Annotated in this window: 21 protein-coding genes; 9 read left to right on the top strand and 12 right to left on the bottom strand. The window is 47.0% G+C overall.

Going from position 1 to position 24,382, the window contains the following annotated elements:
* The 3 genes from BKN38_RS01750 to BKN38_RS01740 form a co-directional block, all read right to left on the bottom strand.
* The coding region (locus BKN38_RS01750) for a hypothetical protein (protein ID WP_143000177.1) at window positions 1-226 on the bottom strand (226 nt) is incomplete at its 3' end.
* Window positions 227-250: 24 nt separating this feature from the next.
* Window positions 251-535, bottom strand: coding sequence for a rod-binding protein (locus BKN38_RS01745; RefSeq protein WP_233712949.1), 285 nt, complete (start codon window positions 533-535; stop codon window positions 251-253).
* 108 nt (window positions 536-643) lie between these two features.
* Window positions 644-1,885, bottom strand: a complete 1,242-nt coding sequence (locus BKN38_RS01740) for a flagellar basal body P-ring protein FlgI (protein ID WP_371113546.1) — start codon at window positions 1,883-1,885, stop codon at window positions 644-646.
* Window positions 1,886-2,019: 134 nt separating this feature from the next.
* Between BKN38_RS01740 and BKN38_RS11605 the strand changes: the two genes are divergently transcribed.
* The 3 genes from BKN38_RS11605 to BKN38_RS01725 all read left to right on the top strand — a co-directional run bounded on the left by BKN38_RS11605 (window position 2,020) and on the right by BKN38_RS01725 (window position 3,340).
* The gene (locus BKN38_RS11605; protein ID WP_066454740.1) at window positions 2,020-2,343 is read left to right on the top strand and encodes a glycosyltransferase; all 324 of its coding nucleotides are present in this window, start codon (window positions 2,020-2,022) and stop codon (window positions 2,341-2,343) included.
* Window positions 2,324-2,848 (top strand): glycosyltransferase family 2 protein, encoded by a 525-nt coding sequence (locus BKN38_RS11600; RefSeq protein WP_253747094.1) that lies wholly within the window; start codon window positions 2,324-2,326, stop codon window positions 2,846-2,848. The genes BKN38_RS11605 and BKN38_RS11600 overlap by 20 nt, the downstream gene beginning before the upstream one ends.
* A gap of 108 nt (window positions 2,849-2,956) precedes the next feature.
* Window positions 2,957-3,340: a GtrA family protein gene (locus tag BKN38_RS01725; RefSeq protein WP_066454748.1), complete on the top strand. Its 384-nt coding sequence runs from the start codon at window positions 2,957-2,959 to the stop codon at window positions 3,338-3,340.
* A gap of 82 nt (window positions 3,341-3,422) precedes the next feature.
* Here the strand turns inward: BKN38_RS01725 and pseB are convergent, their stop codons facing one another.
* Both pseB and flgE read right to left on the bottom strand, forming a co-directional pair.
* Window positions 3,423-4,415, bottom strand: coding sequence for a UDP-N-acetylglucosamine 4,6-dehydratase (inverting) (gene pseB, locus BKN38_RS01720; RefSeq protein WP_066454750.1), 993 nt, complete (start codon window positions 4,413-4,415; stop codon window positions 3,423-3,425).
* Between the two features lie 255 nt (window positions 4,416-4,670).
* Window positions 4,671-6,821 carry a flagellar hook protein FlgE gene (gene flgE, locus BKN38_RS01715; protein ID WP_066454752.1) on the bottom strand — a complete coding sequence of 717 codons (2,151 nt, stop codon included), beginning with the start codon at window positions 6,819-6,821 and terminating at the stop codon, window positions 4,671-4,673.
* A 246-nt stretch (window positions 6,822-7,067) separates the two neighbouring features.
* Here flgE and BKN38_RS01705 point away from each other — a divergent pair, with 246 nt between their 5' ends.
* From BKN38_RS01705 to BKN38_RS01685, 4 genes are all read left to right on the top strand, one after another.
* Window positions 7,068-7,781, top strand: a complete 714-nt coding sequence (locus BKN38_RS01705; protein WP_143000176.1) for a S6 family peptidase — start codon at window positions 7,068-7,070, stop codon at window positions 7,779-7,781.
* The gene (locus tag BKN38_RS01700) at window positions 7,745-8,545 is read left to right on the top strand and encodes a S6 family peptidase (protein ID WP_066454761.1); all 801 of its coding nucleotides are present in this window, start codon (window positions 7,745-7,747) and stop codon (window positions 8,543-8,545) included. The genes BKN38_RS01705 and BKN38_RS01700 overlap by 37 nt, the downstream gene beginning before the upstream one ends.
* A gap of 5 nt (window positions 8,546-8,550) precedes the next feature.
* Window positions 8,551-13,044, top strand: coding sequence for a hypothetical protein (locus tag BKN38_RS01695; protein ID WP_143000175.1), 4,494 nt, complete (start codon window positions 8,551-8,553; stop codon window positions 13,042-13,044).
* Between the two features lie 159 nt (window positions 13,045-13,203).
* Window positions 13,204-15,048, top strand: a complete 1,845-nt coding sequence (locus BKN38_RS01685; protein WP_066454766.1) for a DUF6056 family protein — start codon at window positions 13,204-13,206, stop codon at window positions 15,046-15,048.
* Window positions 15,049-15,167: 119 nt separating this feature from the next.
* Here BKN38_RS01685 and BKN38_RS01680 read toward each other — a convergent pair whose 3' ends face one another.
* On the bottom strand, window positions 15,168-15,665 hold the full coding sequence (locus tag BKN38_RS01680; protein ID WP_066454767.1) for a flavodoxin: 498 nt from the start codon (window positions 15,663-15,665) through the stop codon (window positions 15,168-15,170).
* A gap of 126 nt (window positions 15,666-15,791) precedes the next feature.
* On the opposite strand from BKN38_RS01680, the gene BKN38_RS10500 reads away from it, so the two are divergent.
* Window positions 15,792-15,986, top strand: coding sequence for a hypothetical protein (locus BKN38_RS10500; protein WP_143000174.1), 195 nt, complete (start codon window positions 15,792-15,794; stop codon window positions 15,984-15,986).
* On the opposite strand, the gene galE is transcribed toward BKN38_RS10500, so the two are convergent.
* Complete coding sequence (gene galE / locus BKN38_RS01675; RefSeq protein ID WP_066454768.1) at window positions 15,946-17,049, bottom strand: UDP-glucose 4-epimerase GalE; 1,104 nt, start codon at window positions 17,047-17,049, stop codon at window positions 15,946-15,948. The two genes, BKN38_RS10500 and galE, sit on opposite strands and share 41 nt — an antisense overlap.
* 88 nt (window positions 17,050-17,137) lie before the next feature.
* Here galE and BKN38_RS01670 point away from each other — a divergent pair, with 88 nt between their 5' ends.
* Window positions 17,138-17,605: an acyl-CoA thioesterase gene (locus BKN38_RS01670; RefSeq protein WP_172798598.1), complete on the top strand. Its 468-nt coding sequence runs from the start codon at window positions 17,138-17,140 to the stop codon at window positions 17,603-17,605.
* A gap of 248 nt (window positions 17,606-17,853) precedes the next feature.
* Here the strand turns inward: BKN38_RS01670 and hemC are convergent, their stop codons facing one another.
* The 5 genes from hemC to BKN38_RS01645 are packed head-to-tail and all read right to left on the bottom strand — an operon-like array spanning window position 17,854 to window position 24,323.
* The gene (gene hemC / locus BKN38_RS01665; protein WP_066454769.1) at window positions 17,854-18,906 is read right to left on the bottom strand and encodes a hydroxymethylbilane synthase; all 1,053 of its coding nucleotides are present in this window, start codon (window positions 18,904-18,906) and stop codon (window positions 17,854-17,856) included.
* Window positions 18,903-19,478, bottom strand: a complete 576-nt coding sequence (locus tag BKN38_RS01660) for an FxsA family protein (protein WP_066454772.1) — start codon at window positions 19,476-19,478, stop codon at window positions 18,903-18,905. Before BKN38_RS01660 ends, hemC begins: the two co-directional genes overlap by 4 nt.
* A complete protein-coding gene (locus tag BKN38_RS01655) occupies window positions 19,465-21,525 on the bottom strand; it encodes a proline--tRNA ligase (protein WP_070957659.1) in 2,061 nt (686 codons plus the stop codon). The genes BKN38_RS01660 and BKN38_RS01655 overlap by 14 nt, the downstream gene beginning before the upstream one ends.
* Before the next feature lie 9 nt (window positions 21,526-21,534).
* Entirely contained in the window at window positions 21,535-23,025 is a 1,491-nt protein-coding gene (locus BKN38_RS01650; protein ID WP_066454780.1) for a glutamyl-tRNA reductase, read from the bottom strand.
* Window positions 23,025-24,323 (bottom strand): polyprenyl synthetase family protein, encoded by a 1,299-nt coding sequence (locus BKN38_RS01645; protein ID WP_070957658.1) that lies wholly within the window; start codon window positions 24,321-24,323, stop codon window positions 23,025-23,027. Before BKN38_RS01645 ends, BKN38_RS01650 begins: the two co-directional genes overlap by 1 nt.
* Window positions 24,324-24,382 lie beyond the last annotated feature (59 nt).

Raw genomic sequence — 24,382 nt, 5'->3', positions numbered from 1 at the left:
AGCCATCGCGCGAGTATATCGAGGCGTTATACACGCGCTTTAGCCCGCCTTTGCCCTTTTGTGCGTTGCGCGCGCGGGCTTTGTTTTGCGCTTGCTGGCTGGATTCTGCGCGTTTGCTAGAATCTATATTTTGGCTAGAATCTGCATCGTGGCTAGAATCTATATTTTGGCCAGAATCTGGATTCTGGCTAGGCTCTAGGGCGCGATTAGATTTTGTATTCGGCATATTAGCTATTTTTTGCTGTAATTTTTATCCCTTTTGCTGCTCTTTTATCCACTCGAAAAGCGCTTTGGAATAGCCAAAGCTGCCAGATAGCTGCTCGGCAAGCGTGTCTTTATACATGCTTTGATAGATTTCAGAGCCGGGCTGTTTGGGGTATAACGGGTCTTGCATATTTAGCGAAGTGTCTAGCATAAATTTTAGCAGTATCGACTCAAACGCATCGGTTTGCTCTTTTAGCGCTTTGTCATCCTTGCTAAGCGCGTTATTTAGGTTATTTAGGCGGTTTGCCTTGCTTGCCTCATATCCTTGCATCGCCACACTAGAATCTATTTTCATGATTTTGCTCCTTATTTGATTTGCCTAGTTTATCAAGCCTTTTAAATCCACCTGTCAATCCGCGAGCGCGCCCCGCCAATCCACCTACAAAATCTCTATCGGTGTAGAAAACGCCCCGCTTTGGCGCATCGCCTCTAGGATGGATATCATGCTTTTGGGGCTCGCACCCATTTTTTGCAGCGCTTTTACCACGCTAGATATGGTGGTGGTGCGCTCGCTCGCACTTATCGTGCCATTGCCTTGATCAAAGCTCGTCGTAGCATCAAGCTGCTGCGCGCCTTTTTCGTTTATGGGTTCGTTGGTGATTTTTAGCGTGATGTCGCCGCTTGTGACGACTACTGGGCGCACGGGGATATCGATGCCAGCGACTATGGTGCCGGATTTTTCATCGATGATGATTTTGTTACTCATCGTGTAGTCTATCTGCACTTCTTGCAAAAGCGCGACAAACTCGACAGGCGTGAGATTCTCGGGCTTGCTTAGCTTTATTGTGCGAGAATCTATCGCCACCGCGCTATCCTTGCCAAAGGTCAGATTTAGCACTTCTTGCACTTTTAGGGCGTTTTGGAAGTTGGAGTTTTTGAGGCTTAGCGTCATTTCTTGCTGATTTGAAAGGTTGTAAGCCACTTCGCGCTCCACCACCGCGCCGCCCGCCACGCTAGCATTTAGCACATTGCTAGAGTTGCCCGTGGTGACTGCGCCTTGTGCTATCGCATAGATGTTGCCATCCACCGCGCTTAGTGGCGTCATCACGAGTATGCCAGATTCTAGCGATTTGGCATCGCCGATGGAAGAGATCTGCACATCTAGCTTATCGCCCTGCCTCGCAAACGGCGGAAGATTCGCAGTCACTAGCACGGCGGCTACATTTTTGGATTTGATGCTTTCTGGATCCACTTTGACATTCACGGATTCTAGCATGTTGGCGATGGATTGCATGGTGAATTTAGAGCTCGTTTTATCGCCGCTGCCATTTAGCCCGATGACAAGCCCATATCCGATGAGCTGGTTGCCTCGCACGCCCACGATATTGGCGATATCGCCGATTTTTTCCGCGCTCGCAGCTTGAGGTAAAGCAGCATGTATCGCTAGGCAAATCGCGATGAGGGGCGCAAATGCGCGGATGGGCACATAGATACGCGCGGATGTTTTTGGTTTTGTGGCTGTTTTTGGTGCTTTGGCGCTTTGTGGCGCGCAAATTTGTAGCCCGCAGACTTTTTGTGCTAGTTTTGCAAGCGCTGGTGCTTTTGCGCTTATTTTTTTCGTTTTTACCGCGGCGATTTTCGCGCGCATTTTGTATAGAATCTCTTGCATCCTTGCTTTCATCATATCTCCTTAAAGCTCTAAATCAGCGATAGCCAAGCAAAAAGGATTCCAAAAATAAATCAAAAACTTTGGCGCATTTTCTGATATAATGCGCAATTTTATTATAAATTTTAAAATTGCCAACAAGGACAACCATGCAACCAGCGCAATCTGTAGAACAATCCGCAGAATCTATCAAAAAGCTCTCTATCATCATCCTTTGTTTCAATGAAAAAAGCACCATTGAGATGATATATGATCGCGTGCTGCAAGTGCCGCTGCCCTATGAAAAAGAGATAATCATCGTAGATGACTGCAGCACCGATGGCACGCGCGATGTGCTAGCCGCGATGAATGGGCCCGAAAACAAGGCTGGGAACAAGGTTGGGAGCGAGGCTGTGGATGGGGCTCAAAGCGAGGCCAAAAACGAAGCTGGCGCGCAAATCGGGGGGGCACCCATTGAAAATCATATATCATGATGTCAATCAAGGCAAAGGCGCGGCACTCCGCACCGGGATAGCGCACGCGAGCGGGGATGTGGTGCTGATACAAGATGCGGACCTAGAATACGACCCGGATGAGTATCCAAGGCTCCTAGCGCCATTTGAGCGCGGCGTGGCGGATGTGGTGTATGGCTCGCGGTTTATCAGCGGGGATTCTCATCGGGTGCTTTATTTTTGGCATCGCATGGGAAATGGGCTGCTGACGCTGTTTTCCAATATGATGACAAATCTAAATCTCACCGATATGGAGACTTGCTACAAGGCGTTTCGCCGCGAGATCATCCAAAGCATCAAGATAGAGGAAAATCGCTTCGGCTTTGAGCCAGAGATCACGGCAAAAATCGCCAAAATCAAAGGCATCAGAATCTATGAAGTGGGCATCAGCTACTATGGGCGCACCTATGATGAAGGCAAGAAAATCGGCGTCAAAGACGGCTTCCGCGCACTATGGGCGATAGTGAAATATAGAATAAAGGGGTAACTTAGGTATTTAAAAGTATCAGATTTTTTGTTTTTGGAGTCAAATTCAAATCATCAAAGATAAAAATTCAGAAAATAAAAATTAAAAAAGGGCTAGGAAGACAGCAAAATGAAGGCGCACATTGATAGGTTTATGAAATATTTTATCGTGGGTGCAAGTGCCGCTGTTGTCAATATTTGCGTGTTTTTTGTCTGCGAAAATATGCTTGGCGTGCATTATATAATATCTGGCATTATTGCTTTTATTATCGCCACTTTGTATAATTTTATTATCGCTAGAAAATTCGTGTTTGTCAGCAAGCATGATTCTATCATCAAAGAAAGTATGCTGATTTATGCGGCGAGTGCGGTGGGGCTGTGCGTGGATACGGGCGTGTTGTATGTATGCGTGGAGTTTTTGGGGCTAGATTCTATGATTGGCAAAATCATCGCTACCGGCAGCGCTTTTGTGTTTAATTTTGCTTTGAGAAATTTTATTATTTATAAAGATTGATAAAACTTGCAGAATCCAGCTTCTTTCTAGCGGTGATACCAAACCGTGTGCTTCTCCAGGGTGTGTGGTATTATATGTTGCGCTAAATCCCCTCGCACATTTTTAGTATTTGCGTAGCATTTAGCCATTGCGTGTTTTTGTCGCTTGAGTATTCAAAATCATCCGCCGTGCGCGCACCCTTCTCGCCAAGCGCGCTTGTGGAGTAGTCTATGGGTGTTTGAAACACGATACTTGGCTCTAGCAGGTAAAAATCCTCAAACTCATAGCAATGCCGCGCATCATCTAGAGGTATCATCACTTCATGTAGCTTCTCGCCCGGGCGGATTCCGATAAATCGCAGCGGCAGATCAGGCGCTAGTGCGTGTGCCAAATCAGTCATTTTCATGCTAGGGATTTTGGGGACGAAAATCTCGCCGCCATGCATCCTAGCTAAATTTTTTATCACAAAATCCACACCAGAATCTAGCGTGATAAAAAAGCGGCTCATGCGTTTATCCGTGATAGGCAGCTCGCGCGCACCTTCAGCGATAAGGCGTTTGAAAAATGGTATCACGCTTCCGCGCGAGCCTATCACATTGCCATATCGCACGACAGAGAAGCGATTTTTGCGCGCGCCCTTTATGTTGTTGGCACTCACAAAAAGCTTGTCGCTACAAAGTTTGGTCGCGCCATAGAGGTTTATGGGGTTGGCGGCTTTGTCGGTGCTTAGGGCGATGATGTGTGAGACATTGTGATTTAGGCAGGCTTGGATGACATTGCTAGCGCCTTGGATGTTGGTTTTGATGCATTCAGTGGGGTTGTATTCGGCGATTGGGACATGTTTTAGCGCGGCGGCGTGTATGCAGATATCTACGCCATCCATCGCGCTGTCTAGGCGGCTGGCATCGCGCACATCGCCGATAAAATAGCGCATGCGTTTGTCGCTAAAAACTTGGCTCATCTCATACTGCTTGAGCTCATCGCGGCTATAGACGATGACTTTGGCAGGGTTGTGCTCCTGCAAGACTTTTTGGACAAATCTTTTGCCAAAACTGCCCGTCCCACCGGTGATTAGTATGGTTTTGTTGGTAAGCATGAAGCCCTTTCTTTATAAAGCCAGAATCTAAAATTTAAAAACAAGTGCAAAAGGATTGCGGTGTTGCAGAATCTAATTTTAGATTCTAGGATTTTTGGCGCCAGAATCCGAGAATCCGAGAATCTAGATTCTAAGTTCCCAAGCAAAGCGCGCTAAGTATTAGAATCTAATCGCTAGCGCCTACGCCACGACACCAGCGCTAGCATTAATCAGCATTAACCAGCGCTGGCGCCAATCAGCGCCACTACGCCGCTATTATTGTTTGAGGTTTAGCAGCGTGTTTAGGATTTGATCAGATGTCGTTACGGCTTTGGAGTTGGCTTGGAATCCGCGCTGCACGACGATTAGCTGTGTTAAGCTTCGGCTTAGATCCACATTACTCATTTCTAGTTTTGAGCCAGAGATTCCGCCCCTGCGCCCGGTATTTGCCGCACCTATCATCGCTTGCCCCGAGTTCCCAGTGGAGGAGAATACATTCCCACCCTCTGCTTGAAGCCCAGTGTTATTAGCGAAGTTTGCTAGCGCTACTTGCGCGAGTGCGAGCGTGCGTCCGTTGCTAAATGAGCCCAAAAGCGCGCCCACAGAGTCAAAGCGGATATCCACCAAATCCCCAGCGCCATAGCCATCTTGTTCTATTGCATAGGTTTCAGACTGCTTATCCACGCTTGTAAGTCCGCCAAATCCGCCTGTGGAGCCAAAAGAAAGGCTCAAGCGCTGCGGTGCTATCGAGCCATTTTTGGGGTCAAATTGCAAAATCGGCGGGTTCATACCTGCCAAGCTGCCATCATTGTTGAAGCGCAAGCGCCCACCCTCAAAGATATTTGGACGCGTAGCTGAAGCGCCATAGATGACAGAAGGCTCTGGCACGATAGCTTTGAAGCTCCACTCCGCCGAGCCGGTTTTGACAAACTCGAAGCGGATAGTGTGCTTTGAGCCAAGCGAGTCAAAAAGCTCGATAGTCGTGGTGTGCGTGGCGTGCGAGATTCTAGTCGTAGAGACGCTAGCACCTCCTTCTAGCAGCGCTGCGGTGTTTAGCCCGCGCATCGTGTTTTTGAAAAGCACATTGCTAGAGACTTGATCAGATGAGTAGCCAGCGACGAAAATCGACATATTTTGCACCTCATCATCTTCATTGTCCTTGTTGGCTATCTCAAACATGCCAAACTTATTGATAGTCACAGACACAGACGCGGTGGAGTCGTTATAGGGCTTATCTGGCTCTTTCATCATATTGGCATCATATTGTAGTAGCCTTCGTAGCTCCTCTGTCGTGCGGAACTGCCCTGTCGCAGAATCTGGCGTCTCGGAAGTCGTATAGCGATATCTAAATGAAGTGATATCAGAATCCCCTTCTACAAAGTTTTCAAACGCGCCTGTTCCGCTTCTTGTGATGACGATGTTTTTGGTGCGCTCGCTGCCATCCATTTCATTGCGATTGACTAGCTTTATGAGTTTGCCTTCCATATAGGCTTCGACACCGGTTTTATCGCGATAGCTATTTATCGCATTCATCGCAGCTGTGAGTGTGGAGATACCACTCATCGCAGAGTCGTTGGAGAAAGAGATTTTCTCGCCATTTATAGAGACAGAGCTATTTTCTTTGGTGGCGACGATACTATTTCTCATCTGCGCGTTTTTGTAGCTTACCCAGATTCCTTGATTTTCTGTCAAGCCAAACGCATCGCCATCTTGGTTAAATAGCGCGCCCATATCTTCTTGCATTTGAGTAAGATTGCCCGCAGAATCATAGAGTGGGTTGATACCATCTGCTGGGGTTTTGGAGGTAGAATCTAGCGCGTAGATATTGCCATTTTGATCAGAATGTCGCCCAGCGTTTAGGTTGGCGCGGAGTTTGATATTGGTGCTTGCACGCGCTGGCATAACCATATTTGGGTCGATTTGGATATTGCGGATTGGTCCGGTGTTGTCGATATGGAAAAACTCTTGCTCACTCATTTTTGAAGCATTTTTTAGGTCATCTTTTAGCCAGCCCTGCACGACATAGCCGCCGGTTGTTACGAGATTCCCCTCCGCATCAAACAAAAAGCTACCATCTCTTGTATAATTTAGCGTGATGCCTTTATCTGGGCTAATGACAAAAAACCCTTCGCCCTCAATCGCCATATCCGTTTTGACATCGGTATTTTGCGTGCTACCTTGTGAAAATACCTTTGTCGTGGCGTTGATCCCTACACCAAGCCCGATAGAGAAGTCATTCATACCACCAAGCCCTGTCCTATATGGAGCAGTGGCGATAAGTTTTGTTTGCGAAAGCATATCCACAAAAGAGGCTCTAGAGTATTTGAAGCCCACCGTATTGACATTGGCGATGTTGTTGCTCTCGATATCTAAGGCGATTTGATGCGCTTGCATACCGCTTACACCTGACCATAGCGACCTTAACATTATGTTTCCTTTATGACAAGATTTGCCATAGGGATAAGCAATAAGTATGCCAAGATTTTGATTTTTGATGCATTGTTTGCAGAATCTATGACAAATAAATAGGCTCTCTAAATCTTGACAATTTCATCACATTTTGGCGCGCAGAATCTACAAAGTAACCAAAACATATTATAATTAGTAAAAATTATCCACTATTTTTTGGGCTCCGCGAAAATCGGGCACCAAAACTCTATCATAAGGACACACATGCAAGCGCGCAAAGTGACAGCGACAGCAATATTAGCATTATCATCGCTTGTTGCTAGATTCTCCAAAGCATGCGTGCTGCGCGCGGCTTCAGCCTCTCTTTTGGCTTCTTTTTTGACTTCCATTTTGACTTCTATCGCGCATAGCCAAAGTGTGGATATTGGCAATTTTTATTATCGCGATTTTTTAGATTTCGGGCAGAATAAGGACGCGTTTCAAATAGGCGCGCAAAATGTCACCTTGCAGGGCAAAGATGGCACGCAGTTTGCCTTCCCAAACGCCAGCACAAATGCTTCTAGCCAAGCCTCTATCCCAGATTTTTCAGCGAAAAGCAATTTTGGCTCTTTCACCGCTATCGGCGGAAGCTATGCCGTGACTGCCAATCATATCCGCTCTATCGAAAATCAAGCGGGCTGGCGCAAGTGGGGGCAGACGACTTATGAGGTGGCCGACAAGCTTTTGGGACAGGGGCTAGATTCTCAGTTTTTGCGGTTTAACCGCTTTATCGTCGAGGGTGAGGCGGAGCTGCTAGAGACTAATATCACCAATCACACGACTTCGCATGCCATCATCAAACAAATCGGCACCGCGGCGTATAGCCAGCAAATCGCGCTAGAGCAAGAAAATGAGAGAATCCTAAACGAGCGCCTAGAGGAGATAAAAAAGCAAATGGCGGCGTGCTTTACGCCTATGGCGCGGGCTCTGGCGCGCTGACTCTTCAAGTAGGCAGAGACTACCTCGCTAGCAATCTACCCATGACAGATGAAGGGCGCTTGGGCGGCGTGCTAAGCACGCTTAGCTATGTCAAAGGCTACAGCTCCTTTGCAAACCTAACTTCCGTGGGCGAGAATCCAGAAACCGATGGGCGCGGGCTAAACATACAGCTGGGCGTAAATCAAACCTTCAAAAACACCATAACCATGGGCGATAGCGGAAGCGCGTTTTATATCTATGATAGCACGAAGGGCAAATGGGTGGTGCTAGGTGTCGTCTCTGGCACGGAGGGTCCGGATAATACGCGCCTAAGCTTCGCGGCGCAAGCGGATTTTGAGAAGCTAAAAAGTGCGCATACTACCAAAGCAAATCTAGGCGGTGGCAATTGGGAGTTTGCAGGGACAAACATCACAGTCGCGGCTGGAAGCAGCGTAAGCGGGCAAAGATGGTATAGTGTTGGCGACAACAAAGACTTGCTACTAAGCGGCGGTGGAAAAATCACTTTCAACTCATGGTTAAATGAAAGTAGCGGTGTGGGCTTTATTTTCGCCGATGAAGCCAGCGCTACAAAATACACTTTCGCCACCAAAGCAGGGGCTAGTCCGCAGGCATACGCGGGGCTTGGGCTTGATGTAGGCAAAAATGTGAGTGTGGATTGGGAATTGCGCAATGGCAAAACAGGGCAAAACGAAGCGCTTCATAAATCGGCGAAGGCACGCTTATCATCAAAACCAACTACACGCCTACAGGCAACAACACGCTAGGCTATATGCGTTTGGGTGAAGGCAAAGTCCTGCTAGATACTAGCGTAAAAGCGTATGAAGGTATCTATATCACCAGCGGGCGCGGGACGCTCGCACTTGTGGAGGGCAAAGCAGAAGCGCTAGGCGCAGTAAAGCAAAGCGCCGGTGGTGGTAGTGGCGGAAACAGCTACACACTAGCGCAAGATTCTGCTAGCACTCTAGGATTCTATTTTGGCAATAATGGCGGAAAACTCGATCTAGGCGGCAATAGCTTGAGCCTCAATGTCATCTCTGCAAATGATGCAAAAGCTGTGATAACAAACAGCGCAAACACCGCGTCAAACTTCAGCATACAAGGCTTTAGCTATGATAAAAGCGGCAACAAAACAACCACAAAAGCAGACTATATCGCACATGCAAGCTTTGAAGGAAACCTCAACCTCATCCAAAAAAACGCCACCAAAGGCGATGAGAGCATCGTATTTGATGGCAATATCGACATACAAGGCAAACTAGAATCCGAGAATGCAAATATCGTCCTGCAAGGACATCCCACCACGCACGCAGTAGTCGATGACAAGGTGCTAGCGCAAGTCAAAGCAGCGGAGGAGAAAACCGGCTATAGGCTGCCTTCATGGATGGATCTCTCCCGCCCTTCTACTTTGCAGCAGCCTGATTGGGATAAGCGAACCTTTAAAATCGCTGGCGGGATTGATCTAAAAAGCTCAAATTTCACCCTTGGGCGTAGCGCTAGCCTAGAATCTGACATCACAGCAGATGCGAGCTCAAAGCTAAATTTTGGCGGCAAAATAAATCATTTTATCGATAAAAGCGATGGGAGCAACACGCGCGGCAGCGGCTTTAGCTTCTATCAAGAAGTAAGCAAAGGCGTGCTAGAAAACGAGGCCAATGACACCATAAGCTACAAGGGCAAAATCACCGCGAGTGGTGCAAAGATAGAATCTAGCATACATGATTTTAACGCAAGCCTTGATTTGAGTGCTGGCGCTAGTCTAAAAGCTAGCTATCTCACGCTTAGCAGCAGCCAAAATAGCATAAAGCTTAGCAATGCTAGCAGTGCGAGCGTGGATCATCTTATCATCAGCGGGCTAAGCGTGCTTGGTGGCTTTAGCATCGAGGCAGGCTCTAGTTTTAGCATCAAGCAGTCATTTATCTTTGATAATACAAGTGGGTTTAGCCTTGGCGCGCTAGATTCTGCGGGATTTAGCAGCATGCCGAGCAATTATGACCTCATCGCGCGCAACAAATCTAGCATAAATGGCACAAGCAAAGATCTCATCGCAAATGTCGCGCTCATCGGCGGCTCGAGCGCTACGCTAAAAAGCCTCACGCTAAAAGACACCAATGCCGCCGGGCAAAGCGAAGCAGGCAAGCTAAAAAAAGAAATCATACTAAGCGGCGAAGGCACCAAACTCACACTAAATGAGAATCTCGCCTCGCAAGACCTCGCCGGCGCGCTGGTGCAAGTAAGCGACAAGGCGAGCCTAAATATCACAAATGATATGATTTTCTCTTTCAGCGGCGCGCGCCCTAGCAAAAATGATGCGCCAAATGCGCTAGATTCTAATCAAACTTATATCTTTGTAAGCGGCGGTGCTAGTGCTAGTATGCGGAATCTAAACGCTACAAATATGAATGTAAATCTAAGCGTGGATAAAGATTCTACCTTTGGCGCGCAAAAAGTCATCGGCAATAACTCGGCGTTTAGCGTGGCGCTGGGAAGCGCGCAAAGTTTTGGTATAGAGCTTAGCGGGGGCGAGATGAGTTTGCAAGCGGCTATAGATTCTGCGGCTATAAATTCTACAATTTTGGATTCTAGCGCTTCAGCTGGCACACAAACCACGCAAGAATCCCTGCAAAAAGCCTATGAAAACATCGCGCTAACAGGCGACATCACCGCAAGCCAAAATGCCAAAATAGAATCTAATCTCGCAAGTCTCACAAGTAGCATCGCCCTAAGCGACACCGCCTCGCTAAACCTAAATAGTGGCGTGCTAAATCTAAACTCCGCGCACAATGCCATCACACTAAGAGGCACAGCAAGCCTAAGCGCGCAGAGAATCTATGCCAAAAGCCTCTCAACACTTGCGCTAAATGTGGATTCTAGCGCGCGACTAAATGTAAGCGAACTAGTCTTTGATAGCTCTAGCGTGGAGGTGGCGCGCTATTTTGGAGAGAATCTCTACGCGCAAAATGCCTCCGCACTTAAGCAAACAGAGCAAAATCTAGCGCAAAACCTCTATCTAAGCGGCGGCTCAAGCTTTGAAGGGCTGTATAAATCGCCTCTTGATGTAAGCGCAAAAACAATCACAATAAGCGGAAATACAGACAATAAAGACAATGAAAGATATATCGCACTCACGCAGGGCTCAAAGCTGATAGCAAACAACCTCGAAGCTACCAATATCAAGCGCCTAAATATCGCGCTAGATTCTACCTCGCGCCTAGAGATAGACAAGCTAAGCGCTAATAATGCGAGCGTGTATCTAAGCTTTGATACTGTTTCAGGCGCTACCTCAAGCACACGCGATTTTGACATAGATGCCTCCAACAATAGCCATATTTTCATAAATAGCTGGAATCTAAATGGCGTAAATCAAGGTAATGCCAACAACACCAGCGGCGCAAATGGCGCGATAGATTCTGGTATCACAAGTGATAGCGGCTCGCGCGTGCATTTTGGCACTTTGCAAATCACACAAAGAGAAATCAGCACCCAAGCTATCAATGGTGCGTTTAGCATCGATGGAAATGTCGCTATAAGCGGGCTTTTGAGCCTTGAAGGGCTAGGGAAAATAGATAGCGCGATGCCTTTTAATCTAGGGCTTTTGGATGATATCAGCGCGACAAACACTGCCACGCCTGCAACTACCGCCGCCAACGCAAGCGCAAACACCACCAGCGCAAACTCTTTGAGCGCCCAAACCACAGCCTCGCTAAACCGCTTCCTAGCGCTTCAAGTAGAAAAAACCCTAGCACTAGAATCCGATGCGCGCATAAGTGTCAGCATAGATTCTAGCTTTGACAAAAACAACATCAAGCTAAACCACTACTACACGCTTGCAAAGGCGCAAGGCGGGATAGATGACGCGCGGCTTGATAAGCGCATCGATTTTATTTTCAGCGATGCAGGCGATAAGCTCTACACCACGACTATCGTAGAAAATGGCGAGATAAAAGTAAGCTTCACGCAAGATGATCCCAAAAGCCTAGCAGAGCTTAGCAAACACAACGAGCGCGCAGATATCCTAGAGGCGATTCTTACGCACAATCCAAACGATGACACGATAGATCGCGCCGCGCGCACCGGCGATTATGCGCTACTTGGCGCGTATGTGGGCGCGATAGATTCTGATATGGCTAGCATCGCGCGCATCAACCAGCAAGCTTTCAGCGAGCAGATTCTGCTAACCAACAACGAAGCGATAAACACGCGCATCCTGCAAGCTAGCATCAACCAAGCGCGCGCGATGAGTGCGCTTCAAAAGCGCGTGCGCCTAGCAGACACTAGCGACAAAGCGCTAAAAGAAAGGCTAGATGAGGTAGCGCAGGCGCAAAAAGAGCTAGCGCGCAAAAACAGCATGTGGCTAAATGTGGGCGGCGGGTATTTCAAGCAAAGCGCGGCTGGCTCGCACAATGCGATATATGGGACAAATATCGACTATGATAGGTTTTTTGCCACGCGCGGAGCGGATATTTTGCTAGGCGCAATGCTAGGCGTAAATGGCGCAAATGCGATGGCAAAGACACACAAAGACACCACCAGAATCTACAACGCCGGGCTTTATCTAAGCATCCGCGCGCGCCAAAACGAAATACAAGCAAATCTCAATGGCTTGATACTAGATACCGAGCGCAGCTTTGGCGGGACATTTGGCGAGGAGAAGATAGATAGCGCCACGGGTGCTATGCTTTTTAGCGCGTATTATAAATATGCTTTTAGGCTTGGCAAGGGCAATATTAGCGCGGATTCTCATGCTTTAGATTCTGGTGCGTTTGGTGGTGGCGCTTTGGATTCTGGCAATTCTTTAGATTCTAGTGCGGATTCTGTTGGCGTTGGCAATGCTAGCGATTTGGGCGGCTCTGCCTCACATTTCGCGCACATACTAAAGCCAGTGGGGCAGCTGTCTTTTGCCTATAATGGCGGGGGCGGGTTTAGGAGCCAAAACTTCCGCCAGCAAAGTATCAATGATGCGTATCTAGCGCTGGGCGTGGGCGGTGAGTATGTGCTAAGCAGCAAGGATGCATCGTATGCGCTGCAGATTCTCGCGCGCGCGACGCTGTTTCACACGCAAGATAAGATTCTAGTCACGCTTAGCAATGCCAATAATTTCATAAGCTATGATTTGCGCCACGCGCCGGTAAATTTCGCGCTAAACTTCATGGGGCAAAACGCACTCACAAGCGCGCTATCTCTAAGCTATGGGCTATCAGCACTCATAGATTCTAGCGCCAACTTCGGCCTAAAGGGTGATGTAAAGCTTGAATATAAGTTTTAGAATCTAGAATCTAGATTTTTTAGATTCTGGCTTTTGCCATGCTGGTTTTTAAGCAAAAGCCTTTTTGGTAAAATCCATGCGTAATTTATGGTTTGTTTTCGCGTTAATTTTTGTATAATTATATGCCAAATTGAATAAAGCTCAAAATCAAGGAATATAATGCAAACCTCCACAAATAAAAGCAAATCAAGATTTAGCCTTGCTAGAATCTATGATTATCTTTTTTGCAAAACTAACGCACAAGAGGCAGGCACACCAGAATCTAATATGTCGAAATCTAGCGCGTTAGATTCTAGCGCACGCAGTGTCAGCACCAACGCAGCTGTAAATATTTCTATCTTATTTCCACTAGCACTTTTTGTGTTTTTGCTTATCCTAAATGCCGCATTTCCCACACAAAGCGATAGTATGGGGGCTACATTTGGCGGGATAGATGCAGCTCTTCTTTCATATATGAACTGGAATGGGCGACTTGGTGATATGCTTAGTGTCGGGTTTGGCAATGCACTATCGGTATATACGATATTTTATGCTCCGATAAATGCTGCTGTTGGCGCGGTGTTTTTCTATCTTGTGTTTGTGGTGATGTTTGCGCGCATACCTTTTAGCAAGGCTGGCAGCGAGGTTTTTGATTTAGGCATTATGAGTTTAGCGATTTTTGCGCTTATTTATGGCTTTCGAGGCTTTGGTGCAGTGTTTTTCTGGGCTGCTGGAAGTTTTAATTATCTTTGGGCTTGGGATTTTACACTATTTTTTATTTTGGTTTATAGATTATTTTGGGACAAAATAGCAAAAGACAATAGCCCAAAAATTCGTAAGGGGGGGGGTGCTTGCGATATAGATAGCTCTTGTGCTTCTTGCAAATTTTCATCCTGTGCCAAAAAACTCTTGGCAATAGTTGGTATGTTTATTTTAGGCATTTGCGCTGGGTGGTGTAGTGAGATGTCTGTGGTGCTTATAGTGGTGCATGTCGCACTGCTTGTTTATAAGTTTGTGTGCAGGCGCGATGTGGCTTTGCCAGCATGGTATTATGCTGGGATTATAGGGCTTTGTGTTGGCTGGCTTATTGTGTATAATAGCCCTGGGTCTGCAAAACGCGTAGCGCTTTTTATAGAAAATGGTTGGTTTTTGACATTTGGCGATATATGGGCGATGACGCTGCAAGAAAAATGGCAGCTTTTAAATAGTAAGTTTGGCAGAACAGAATCCAGATCTGCTAGTGTATTTTTAGTAATAATGTGTATTTTGTATATGTTTGTGTATGCAAGATATGTCAAAGCAAGCAAATCATCAGAATCTAGAAGCGAGCTAGAATCTAAAAACGCACTAGAATCCAAAAATGCATCAAATTCTGCAAACAATTCTGGCGTGAAACATATCATCCTGCAAATCCTTCTGCCTTTATCTATTATCGCGATAGTTGTGCCTGCAAATGTAGCGCGACTAGGCTTTGTGGTTATGACATGCTGTATTGTGGCTACTTTGATACTTGGCTTTGCGCTTAAAAGGCTTGATTCTAGCGATAGCGTCCTCATTGTTACAAAAAACACGCTTTTCATCCAAGCCGCACTTTTAGTGATATATGCGCTCTATATCGGCACGACTTTGCAAGTAGATATACCATCACGCGCAAAGTTACAATATCATATCTTGCAAATTATGCTTTTCACTTCATTTTTTGCGATTATAGCGCAATGGCGGCATGGGTTTGCCAAATCTTTTGCGGTTATTGTGCTTTTTTGTTGCGTGGCATATGGCAGCTTTGTTGTTGTAGAATCTATACGCATGCGCTACAAATGGGAGCAAATGCTAGGAATCGTCGAGGCGCACAAAAAGCTAGGCGTGCTAGATGTGGAGATATCAAGTGATACTTTTGAGTCGCACTACAGAAACTACACGGATTGGCAGAATCCTGGAGAAAATGCAAATGAATGGCCAAATAATGTATATGCACATCATTTTGGTATAAAAAGCTTGGTGGTAAAAGATAAAGGTAACAAATAATTAATTATAGCGCAAATAGTCGATATGCTAAAGCAGTCTTAAAAGAATTGGGAGGATCTATAACCATTTAATCGTTAGAAACCAAAAAATGGATTCTAACGATTGTTTATTGGGCTAGATTAAGCCAATTTGCCTTTGATATCAGCGACCCAAGCTTTGATTCTGTCATCTGTTTGGTCCTCTTGATTGTCATCATCAAGCGCTAGCCCTACAAATTTGCCATCCACGACTGATTGAGAATCGGAGAATTCATAGCCATCTGTAGAAGTTTGCCCCACGATTGTAGCGCTTCCTTTGGCTTTGTTGTAGATGTGAGAGATGCCATCGCAGAATGTGTCAGAGTATGTGTCTTGGTCGCCAAGTCCCACAAGCGCCACTACTTTGCCCGCGAAATCATCGCCGCTCAAAGATTCTAGGAAGTCTTCCCAGTCTGTTTGCAAGTCGCCGCTACCATAAGTAGGCGTAACTAGGATTAGGTTTTTGAAGCCTGCTAGTTGGTCTTTGCTAGCGCCGCTCACATCGATGACTTCCGCGTTGCCAAGCTCTGCTGCGATTTTTTCTGCTGCGTTTTTGGAGTTGCCGCCATCGCTACCGAAGAAAATTCCGACTTTTTCCATTTGTTATCCTTTGTGTGAAGTTTGAAAAGCTAAATATGCCAAATTTGATTAAACAGCGCAATAAAAGCCACAAAACTTAGCGCATAAATAAGCGCGTATAGGCGCAAATGGTGCAGAATCTACACAATGGAATCTAATTTTGCTTACTTTGGATTCTATGCGCCCAGAATCCAGAATCCAAAACAGAATCCGCGCTCGGTAAACCCTCAAGCGGAATCCAAAATCTGCGTGCGCGAGAACCTAAAGCGAAGCTCGCACGCCAGAATTCCAAAAGCAGATTCTACTTCAGATAGCACTCCCAGTCATACGCGCTTTTTATGATGGTTTTTAGGTCATTGTATTTTGGCTTCCAGTCGGTTTGTGTCAGTATTTTTTCATTCCCTGCGACAAGGATCGCTGGGTCGCCCGCCCTTCGTGCCGCCATTTCCACGACAAAATTCTTGCCGCTTACTTCTTTGACGCATTCTATCACTTCTTTGACGCTGTATCCGCGGTTGTAGCCGACATTAAATATTGCGCTTTTTTGCCCCTCTTTTTGAGACACGGCGTTTTCTTGACCGCCTTTTTGCCCCACATCTTTTTGCCCCACATCTTTTTGTTTGGCCAAAAGATAATTTAGCGCTGATAAATGCGCGCTTGCGAGATCATCTATATGTATGCAGTCGCGGATGCATGTGCCATCTTCTGTGGCATAGTCATCGCCATAGATTGCCATTTTTTCGCGCTTGCCAGTGGCGCATTCTACGGCGACTTTGATGAGATGCGTGGCGTTTTTGCTGCGCTGTCCGAGTCCCGCACCCTTTGCTAGATTCTCCCTCGTGTTTGCCATACTAGCGCCCGCGACATTGAAATATCGAAGCGCCACATAGCTAAAATCCTCCACCGCACTCACATCCCTTAGCACAAGCTCGCTCATCATCTTTGAGGTGCCATAGGGGTTTATCGGCGCTAGCGGAGTGAGTTCATTTACCGGGATGAGTGAGGCGTCCGGCTCGCCATAGACTGCTGCGGTGGATGAAAATATGAAATTTTTCACGCCATGGCGCACGCAGGAGTCGATAAGGTTCGTGGTGTTTATGACATTATTTTTGTAGTAGAGTAGGGGTTTTTGCACCGATTCGCTGACTATTAGCGATGCGCCAAAATGCAGCACCGCATCAAACTTCTCGCTTGCTAGAATCCTATCCACGCTTTGCGTATCGCACAAATCCGCTTTGACAAAGCTCACGCGCCCTTGATACAAGCTAGCTAGATACTCGTAGTTTTGTATAAACCCAGTGCTTAGATTATCAAAAATCGTGATGCTAGAATCTGTGTTTGCAAGCAGGCATAATGCCGTGTGCGAGCCGATGTAGCCACTTCCGCCGGTGAGTAAAAGTTTCATTTTTCTTTACCTTTTTTGTAAAATTGCCCTTGCATTATAGCAAACTATGTTAAAATGCCTGCTATTTTGTAAATCTATGGAGGCTTAAATGAGTAATGCAGATATACATCATGCGATGGACAATCGCTCTTTGACTATGAATATTTTGGTGACGCCCTCAATGGCAAATTTCAGCGGGCTTATGCATGGCGGCGAGCTTTTGAAGGTTCTGGATCAAGTGGCGTATGCGTGCGCGACTAGGTATTGCGGCGTGGGTGTGGTGACGATGAGCGTGGATAATGTCGTGTTTAGCAACCCTATCCCTATCGGCACGCTGCTGACATTTCTAGCAAGCGTGAATTACACCGGCAAAACGAGCTGCGAGGTGGGGATAAAGGTGATTAGCGAGAATATCAAGGAGCGCTATGTGACGCATTGCGTGAGCTGCTATTTTACGATGGTGGCGTTTAAAGATGGCAAGACAATCCCAATCCCGCAACTCGAGCCCACCACAGAATCCGAAAAACGCCGATATGAAGCAGCACTCAAGCGCCGCGAAATGAGAAAAAGGGGATAAGGAAAGGGGGTAAGGAGTCTAAGAATCTAGCAGAATCTAGATTTTAAATGTGATTTGGCCTAAAAAGAGTTTTAAAGACCTCTTGGTGGAGTTGGCGGATTCTGCCTGATTGCTGATTGGCGCAGAGCTAGTAGGGCTAGCGCTGCAATAGCGCAAAAGCACTTTCAAGAGGTGCGCACACTTTAGCAAAATACCATAAAAAATAAAGCGATTAGAATCTTAACGAATATCTCCAAAATTTTTCAAATTTATTCCCAAAATTTTGCGGCTTGGGCGAGGATGTCTTTTGCGCCTTGTGCGATGAAAGATTGCGCTAGTGTGCTGGCGCAAGTTAGCGCATCAGCGGCATTTGTGTTGCTAGAATCTTTCAAAAATCTACTACCATCTGGCAAGCCGACGATTGCACTTATATTTACTTCTAGATTTGAAAGCGCGCCAGAATCCAAGCTAAAATTTGTGTCAGAATCCAAAGCAGAGCCCAAACTAGATTCCGCGCTCAAAACCAATCGAGAATCTAAACCAGATTCCGCCAAGCCCACATCATCCACAAAGCTGCAATGCACGCCTATAGGCACTTGACAGCCGCCTTCAAGTGCGCGGACAAACTCGCGCTCCGCTTGCGCGCAAATGCTTGTTGGCGCGTGATTTAGCTTGCTTAGCAGTGGCAGTAGTTCGCTATCCTCGCGGCATTCTATGCCAAGCGCTGCCTGTCCCATCGCGGGTATCATCTCGCGCACATCAAGCGGGCAAATATGCGCGATTTGCGCTTGCGATATGCCAAGCCTTTTTAGCCCAGCATTTGCCAGCATTATCGCGTCAAACTCGCCAGAATCCAGCTTGCTTAGGCGCGTTTGCACATTGCCCCTAAGATTTAGCGTCTGCAAATCATCGCGCAGTATTTTTAGCTGCATCGCGCGGCGAAGCGATGTCGTGCCGACTTTGGCATTTGGTGGCAGATCGCTGATATTTGGGTATCTGTGGCTTACAAGGCAGTCGCGCGCATCCTCGCGCTTGGTGATGCAAGCAAGAGTCAGTCCCGCTGGAAACTCCACAGGCACATCTTTTAGCGAATGCACGGCGATATCGATTTCGCGCCTCAAAAGTAGCTCTTCTAGCTCTTTGGTGAAAAGCCCCTTGCCGCCGATTTTTGCCAGCGGGACATCTAGGATTTTATCGCCCTTTGTTTTGACGATTTGGAGTGTAGATTCTAGGTTTAGCTCATCGCTTAGGCGCTGTTTTATGTGGTTTGCCTGCCAGAGTGCTAGCGCGCTACCGCGTGTGCCGATGATGATTGGCTTCATTGCGCATCCTTTTTGTTTGGCGTTTCATCTTGCGTGCTTTGCGTATTTTGCGCGCCAGTCGTATTTTGTGTGCTAGTCGTGCTTTGCGCGGTGATTTCTATATCTATCACCTCCGCATCGATGATATCATCATCAAAATCGCGCCTCTTTTTTGGCTCGCGCATATCAAAATCGCTAGATTCTCTCTTGTAAAACTCATCAAAATGCTGTTTAAACTCGCTCTGCTTGTTTGAAGGGCGCAAAATAAGGCTGATACACACCAAAACAAGCCCCACAATATCGCCAAAAATGCCCGGCAGCACCAGCAAAAACGCGCCAAAATACGCAAGCACGCTGCTTTTGATAAGGCTAAACGCCCGCCCGCGCGCAAAAAGCTCTAGCATTTCATTGAGCGATGCGCTGATGCTGTGCGTGTGAAGCACCCATATCCAAACGCCAAGCGCGCCACTAAACACGACCTCCAAAGCCAGCAGCAAAAATCCAAACTCATACACAAACAAACTAAGTCCAAGCAACTCTACAGCGATAAATCCTATGAAAAATAGCGATATTATGGAGTTATTGGCGCGCATTTGGTGTGGCTCCTTGTGGTGTGGTGGCGCGTGGCGCGTTGTTTGGCGCGCTATTTGGCGATGCATTTTGCGCGCTTCTAGTGTTTTGTGAGATTCTAGTATCTCGCGCGCTTGTCGCGTTTCGCGCTTCTATAGCTGGCGCGATTTCTTGTAGAATCTGCTCTAGCGCATTTGAAGCTAGAAGCATCTTTTTCTCCAATCCCTCGCGCTTCACGCACTCGATATTTCCAGATTCTAGTCCCTTGCCGATAACTATGCCAAAAAGTGCTAAGCCCACCAGCTCAAAATCCGCCATCTTCGCGCCAAACCTAGCATCTCTATCATCGCATAGCACCTCCACGCCACGCGCGCGCAAGCCCTCATACAGCGACATACCAAACTCATATTGCGCGCTGTCTTTAACATTTGCGATGATGATTTGCACCACAAAAGGCGCGCTTGTCTCACTCCACACACAGCCCTTAACATCTGCCTTTTGCTCCAAAATCGCCGGCAGCAATCGCGTAACACCTATGCCATAGCAGCCCATGATAAAAGGCGTGGGGCGCGCGTTTTCATCGAGATACTCCGCCTTTAGCGCACTAGAGTATTTATCGCCAAGCTTAAAAATATGCCCCACTTCTATGCCCTTTTTATACGCCAATTTGCCGCCGCAGCACGCGCAAATATCGCCCTCGCGCACCACGCTCAAAGGCGCATAAACCATATCTTGAAAGCTAGAAAAATCCACGCCCACAAAATGCGTATCCTGCTGATTGCCACCGCAGATTATCTCTTGTGCATCGCGCAAATCCTCATCAAAGATGATAGCGCGCTCACCGATAATCGTGCGAAGTCCCACCGCTCCGATACTTCCAGCGATAAGCCCGAGATTTTTTAGTTCGCCCTCACTTGCTTCCAAAATCTCTATCGCATCAAAGCCATTTTTGCTAAGCGCGTTTAGTGCTTTGGTATCATCAAGGCTATCATCGCCGCGCAAGAAAAATACTGCAAAATCATAGGCTATCGATGAGGCGGATTCTGCATTTTTGCTTGCTTCGCCAGAATCCACTTTTCTAGATTCTGTATTTTTACTCGCTTCGCCAGAATCCACGCCTTTGGATTTCGCTTCAGAATCCGCGTTTTTAGATTCTGCGCTAGATTTTTTCGCGCCCGCATTTTTATCCAAAGCATTAGAATCCAACTTATAAGCAAACTTTTTCACCACCGCTTTTAGCGCAAAATATGGCTCTATATGGAAAAATTTACAGACATCATCGATAGTCTTGACATTTGGCGTGGGGAATAGCGCAAACTCCGCTTTTGGTGGGTTTTCTAGCTCGGGGCGCTTTTGCCTTTTGGCAGCTTCGAGATTGGCAGCGTATTCGCAAGACTCACACACCACCAGCGTATCCTCGCCAGAATCCGCCAGCACCATAAACTCCTTGCTCCCACTCCCGCCGATCGCTCCAGAATCCGCCTCCACCACGCGAAAATCTAAGCCCAAATCGCTAAAAATCTGGCTATACGCGCGGTGCATATTTTCAAACTCTTTATCCAAATCCTCCACGCTACTATGGAAGCTATACGCATCTTTCATGAGAAATTCGCGCGTTCGCATAAGCCCAAAGCGCGGGCGCAGCTCATCGCGGAATTTTAGCTGGATGTGGTAGAGGTTTATCGGCAGTGATTTATAAGACTTGATATAGGTTTTGGCAAGCTGGGTGATGCTCTCTTCATGCGTGGGACCCAGCACAAACTCATTATTTTTGCGATCGACAAAGCGCAAAAGCTCCTTACCATATTTCTCATAGCGCCCAGATTCTTTCCAAAGCTCCGCTGGCGTGACAAAGCTTAGCAGCACTTCTTGCGCGCCCGCTTCATTCATGCGCGTCCTTATGATGCGCGCGATATTATCTAGCACCATTTTGCCAAGTGGCAAAAGGCTATAGATTCCGCTTCCCATCTGGTGTATGTAGCCGCCGCGCACGAGGAATTGATGGCTTTTTAGCACCGCATCTTTTGGCGTCTCTTTGCTGGTAGGGATAAGAAGGCGAGAAAATAGCATAAATGCTCCTTATAAAGTCGTGTCGTATTCGCATTTGTAGCGGTTTAGCATTTTTGGCTTGTCTTTTTGCTCAAACACCTTTTGCAATGCCTCGATGATGACATCACCCTCTGGATTTTGCGCGAAATCTTTGAGATTTATCGTAGGATTATGCAAAAAGACATTAAAAGCATTATGCAAGATGATACGCACTTCATCTTCGTATTCTTTAGGCAAATAGCCCTTTTTTATCGCGCGGTTTAGCTCTTTTAGCGAGGCGTCTTTTGCCTGCTGGCGCAGCGCTTTGATAAGTGGTAAAACATCAAGACTTTGCACCCAGCCAAAATACTCCTCCACCGCCTCGCCGATAATACGATAGGCATCATGCATTTGCGCTTTTTTGTGTGCTAGATTCTCATTCATCACTTGCTTGAGATCATCCACGCAGACAATTTCTAGATTTTCTTCACTAGAATCTAGCGCAATATCGCGCGGCACAGCAAGATCTAGCCAAATGCGCTTAAAGTCTCTTGGCTTATAAATATCATTTGTGATGATAGGCTCTTGCGCGCTAGTGGCGCTAAATACGAAGTCGTATTCATTGATGATTTGTGCTAGGTTTTGCCACTCTAGGACTTGTATTTTTTGGGTTTGGCGCGTTGGGTTTAGCGCGCTTTGTGGCGTGTTTTGTTGCGCGTTTTGGCTAGATTCTGCTTTGTTGCTGTCGCATTTTTCGGTATTTTTGGATTCTAGGCTTTTGGCAAAATCCTGCGCCTTACACAAAGAGCGGTTTATAAGAGAGATTTGCACGCTAGATTCTAGCAGGTGTTTAGCGACTAGCTGTCCTATCTCGCCAGCACCTATGATAAGCGCGCGTTTGGCGCGTGGCGCATTTTGTGCGTTGCGTGTATTTTGCGGATTTTGCGCGCCGATATTTGAAATGCTATTTCGTGCGCCAGAATCTAGTGCATCATTTTGCGCGCTAGATTCTAGCGCCTTTTTTACCGCTATTGACGCTACAGAGAGGGGCGTTTTTGAGATAAGCGTTTGGTTACGCACTTTTGCTGCGGTGCGAAATGCAAAATGCACCAGCCGCGTGATTTCCTGCCCGCACACGCCTAGATCAAAGCACATTCTATACGTGCTTTTTACCTGCCCTGTGATTTGCGTCTCGCCTATCACCACGCTATCAAGCCCGCTCACCACGCCAAAAATATGATGCACAGCCTCCGCGCCCAGCGCGCTTTTGCAGGCGGATTCTAGCTCGCTAAGCCGCACGCCCACAAATCGCGCAAACACATCCAGCACGCCAGCGACGCACTCTTGGGGCGCGTGCGTGATGATGTAGAATTCTACGCGATTGCAGGTGCTTAGCAAAAATATTTCATTGATGCTTGGGATTTTGGATTTTAGGTGCGTGATGAAGGATTCTAGTTTATCAGGCGCGATGGAGAGCTTCTCGCGTAGGGCGATTGGCGTGGTTTTGTGAGAAAAGCTTAGGGTTAGGTATTGGGCTTGCATCAAAAACTCCTTTCTATCACGGATGTGGCGATTTGCATAAGGCGTGCGTTGTTCTCTCTCTCTATGGCTTGCGTGGCTTTGTGGATGAAGTCTTTTGCGATATCTTTGGCGCGCGCGATGCTATCAGAATCCAAAAGCATGGATTTGATAGTGGCGATGCTCTCCTCATCTGCCTTCATAAACGCGCGCAAAAACACCCCCCTCTCATCGCTTTTTAGCGTGTGATAAAGCAGGATGTAGGGCAGGGTGCTTTTGCCCTCACGAATGTCATTCATCGCGGGCTTGCCGAGCGTGCTTGCATCTTGGGTGATGTCTAGGATGTCATCGACGATTTGAAATGCCATGCCAAGATTATACCCATAAGCATGATAGATGCTAGAATCTAGCCCGCCAAGAAGTGCCGCTGCTTTGGCACTCGCAGCGATTAGCGAAGCCGTCTTGTCGCTCAAAATCCTATAATACACCTCCAAATCCGGCTGGAAATTGCCCCCGCAAAAGACATCATCTATCTCGCCGCGCGCTAGCTGGCTCACAGAATCCGCGATTGTTTTGGCTATCTCTGGCGCAAAATCACAAAGCTTCACATACGCGCTAGAATACAGCACATCGCCTAGCATTATGGCGTTTTTGCTGCCAAAGCTGGCGTTTATGCTGGGTTTGCCGCGTCTGGTGCTGGCGTCATCGATGACATCATCATGCAGCAAGGAGGCGCATTGGATAAGCTCGATGATGGCGCAGAGATCGATGATTTTGGAAAGTTTGGCGTGCAAAAGTTGTGAGGCGGGGGCTGTGGAATCTGTGGATTTTGCGGAATCTGTGGATTTTGTAGAATCTGCGCGCTTGGATTCTGGCGATTTAGATTCTGATATTTTAGATTCTGCGCGCTTGGATTCTGGTATTTTAGATTCTAGCGCAGAATCCGCAAAAAGTGCGGGCGCGGAGCTAGGTGTTAAAGTGGGCGCCAAAATCGATAAAACAAGCTTTGAGCGCATCATTTTGCCATGATTTATTTTGCTATACATTTCTATGGTGTTTGCATGCTTGCTTTCAGCCACCCATTCGCTACAGCGCGATTTTATGGATTCTAATACTTGCGCGCTAAATTCTTTAAAGTCTAGCTTAGAAAAATCTAGTTTGGCAGAATCCAGTTTGGAAAAAACCGCTTTTGCAAAATCCATTTGCGATAAATCCTTTTTGGAAAAATCCGCGCCCAAAAGCTGCGCGCTAGAATCTAGCATCGGCGCATTTGCGCTAGATTCTGCTTTGCTGCTTATGCTTTGCTTTTTATCTTGCTTCATCTCTCTCCTTTAGAATTTGCGCTTATTTTAAAGTTTGGCCCTTTTTTAGATTCTGTCTT

This window comes from Helicobacter sp. CLO-3 (genome assembly GCF_001854545.1).
Classification (GTDB): Bacteria; Campylobacterota; Campylobacteria; order Campylobacterales; family Helicobacteraceae; genus Helicobacter_B.
Note: the sequence above shows the minus strand (reverse complement) of the source record. Positions and strands in the feature narration are given on the sequence as shown.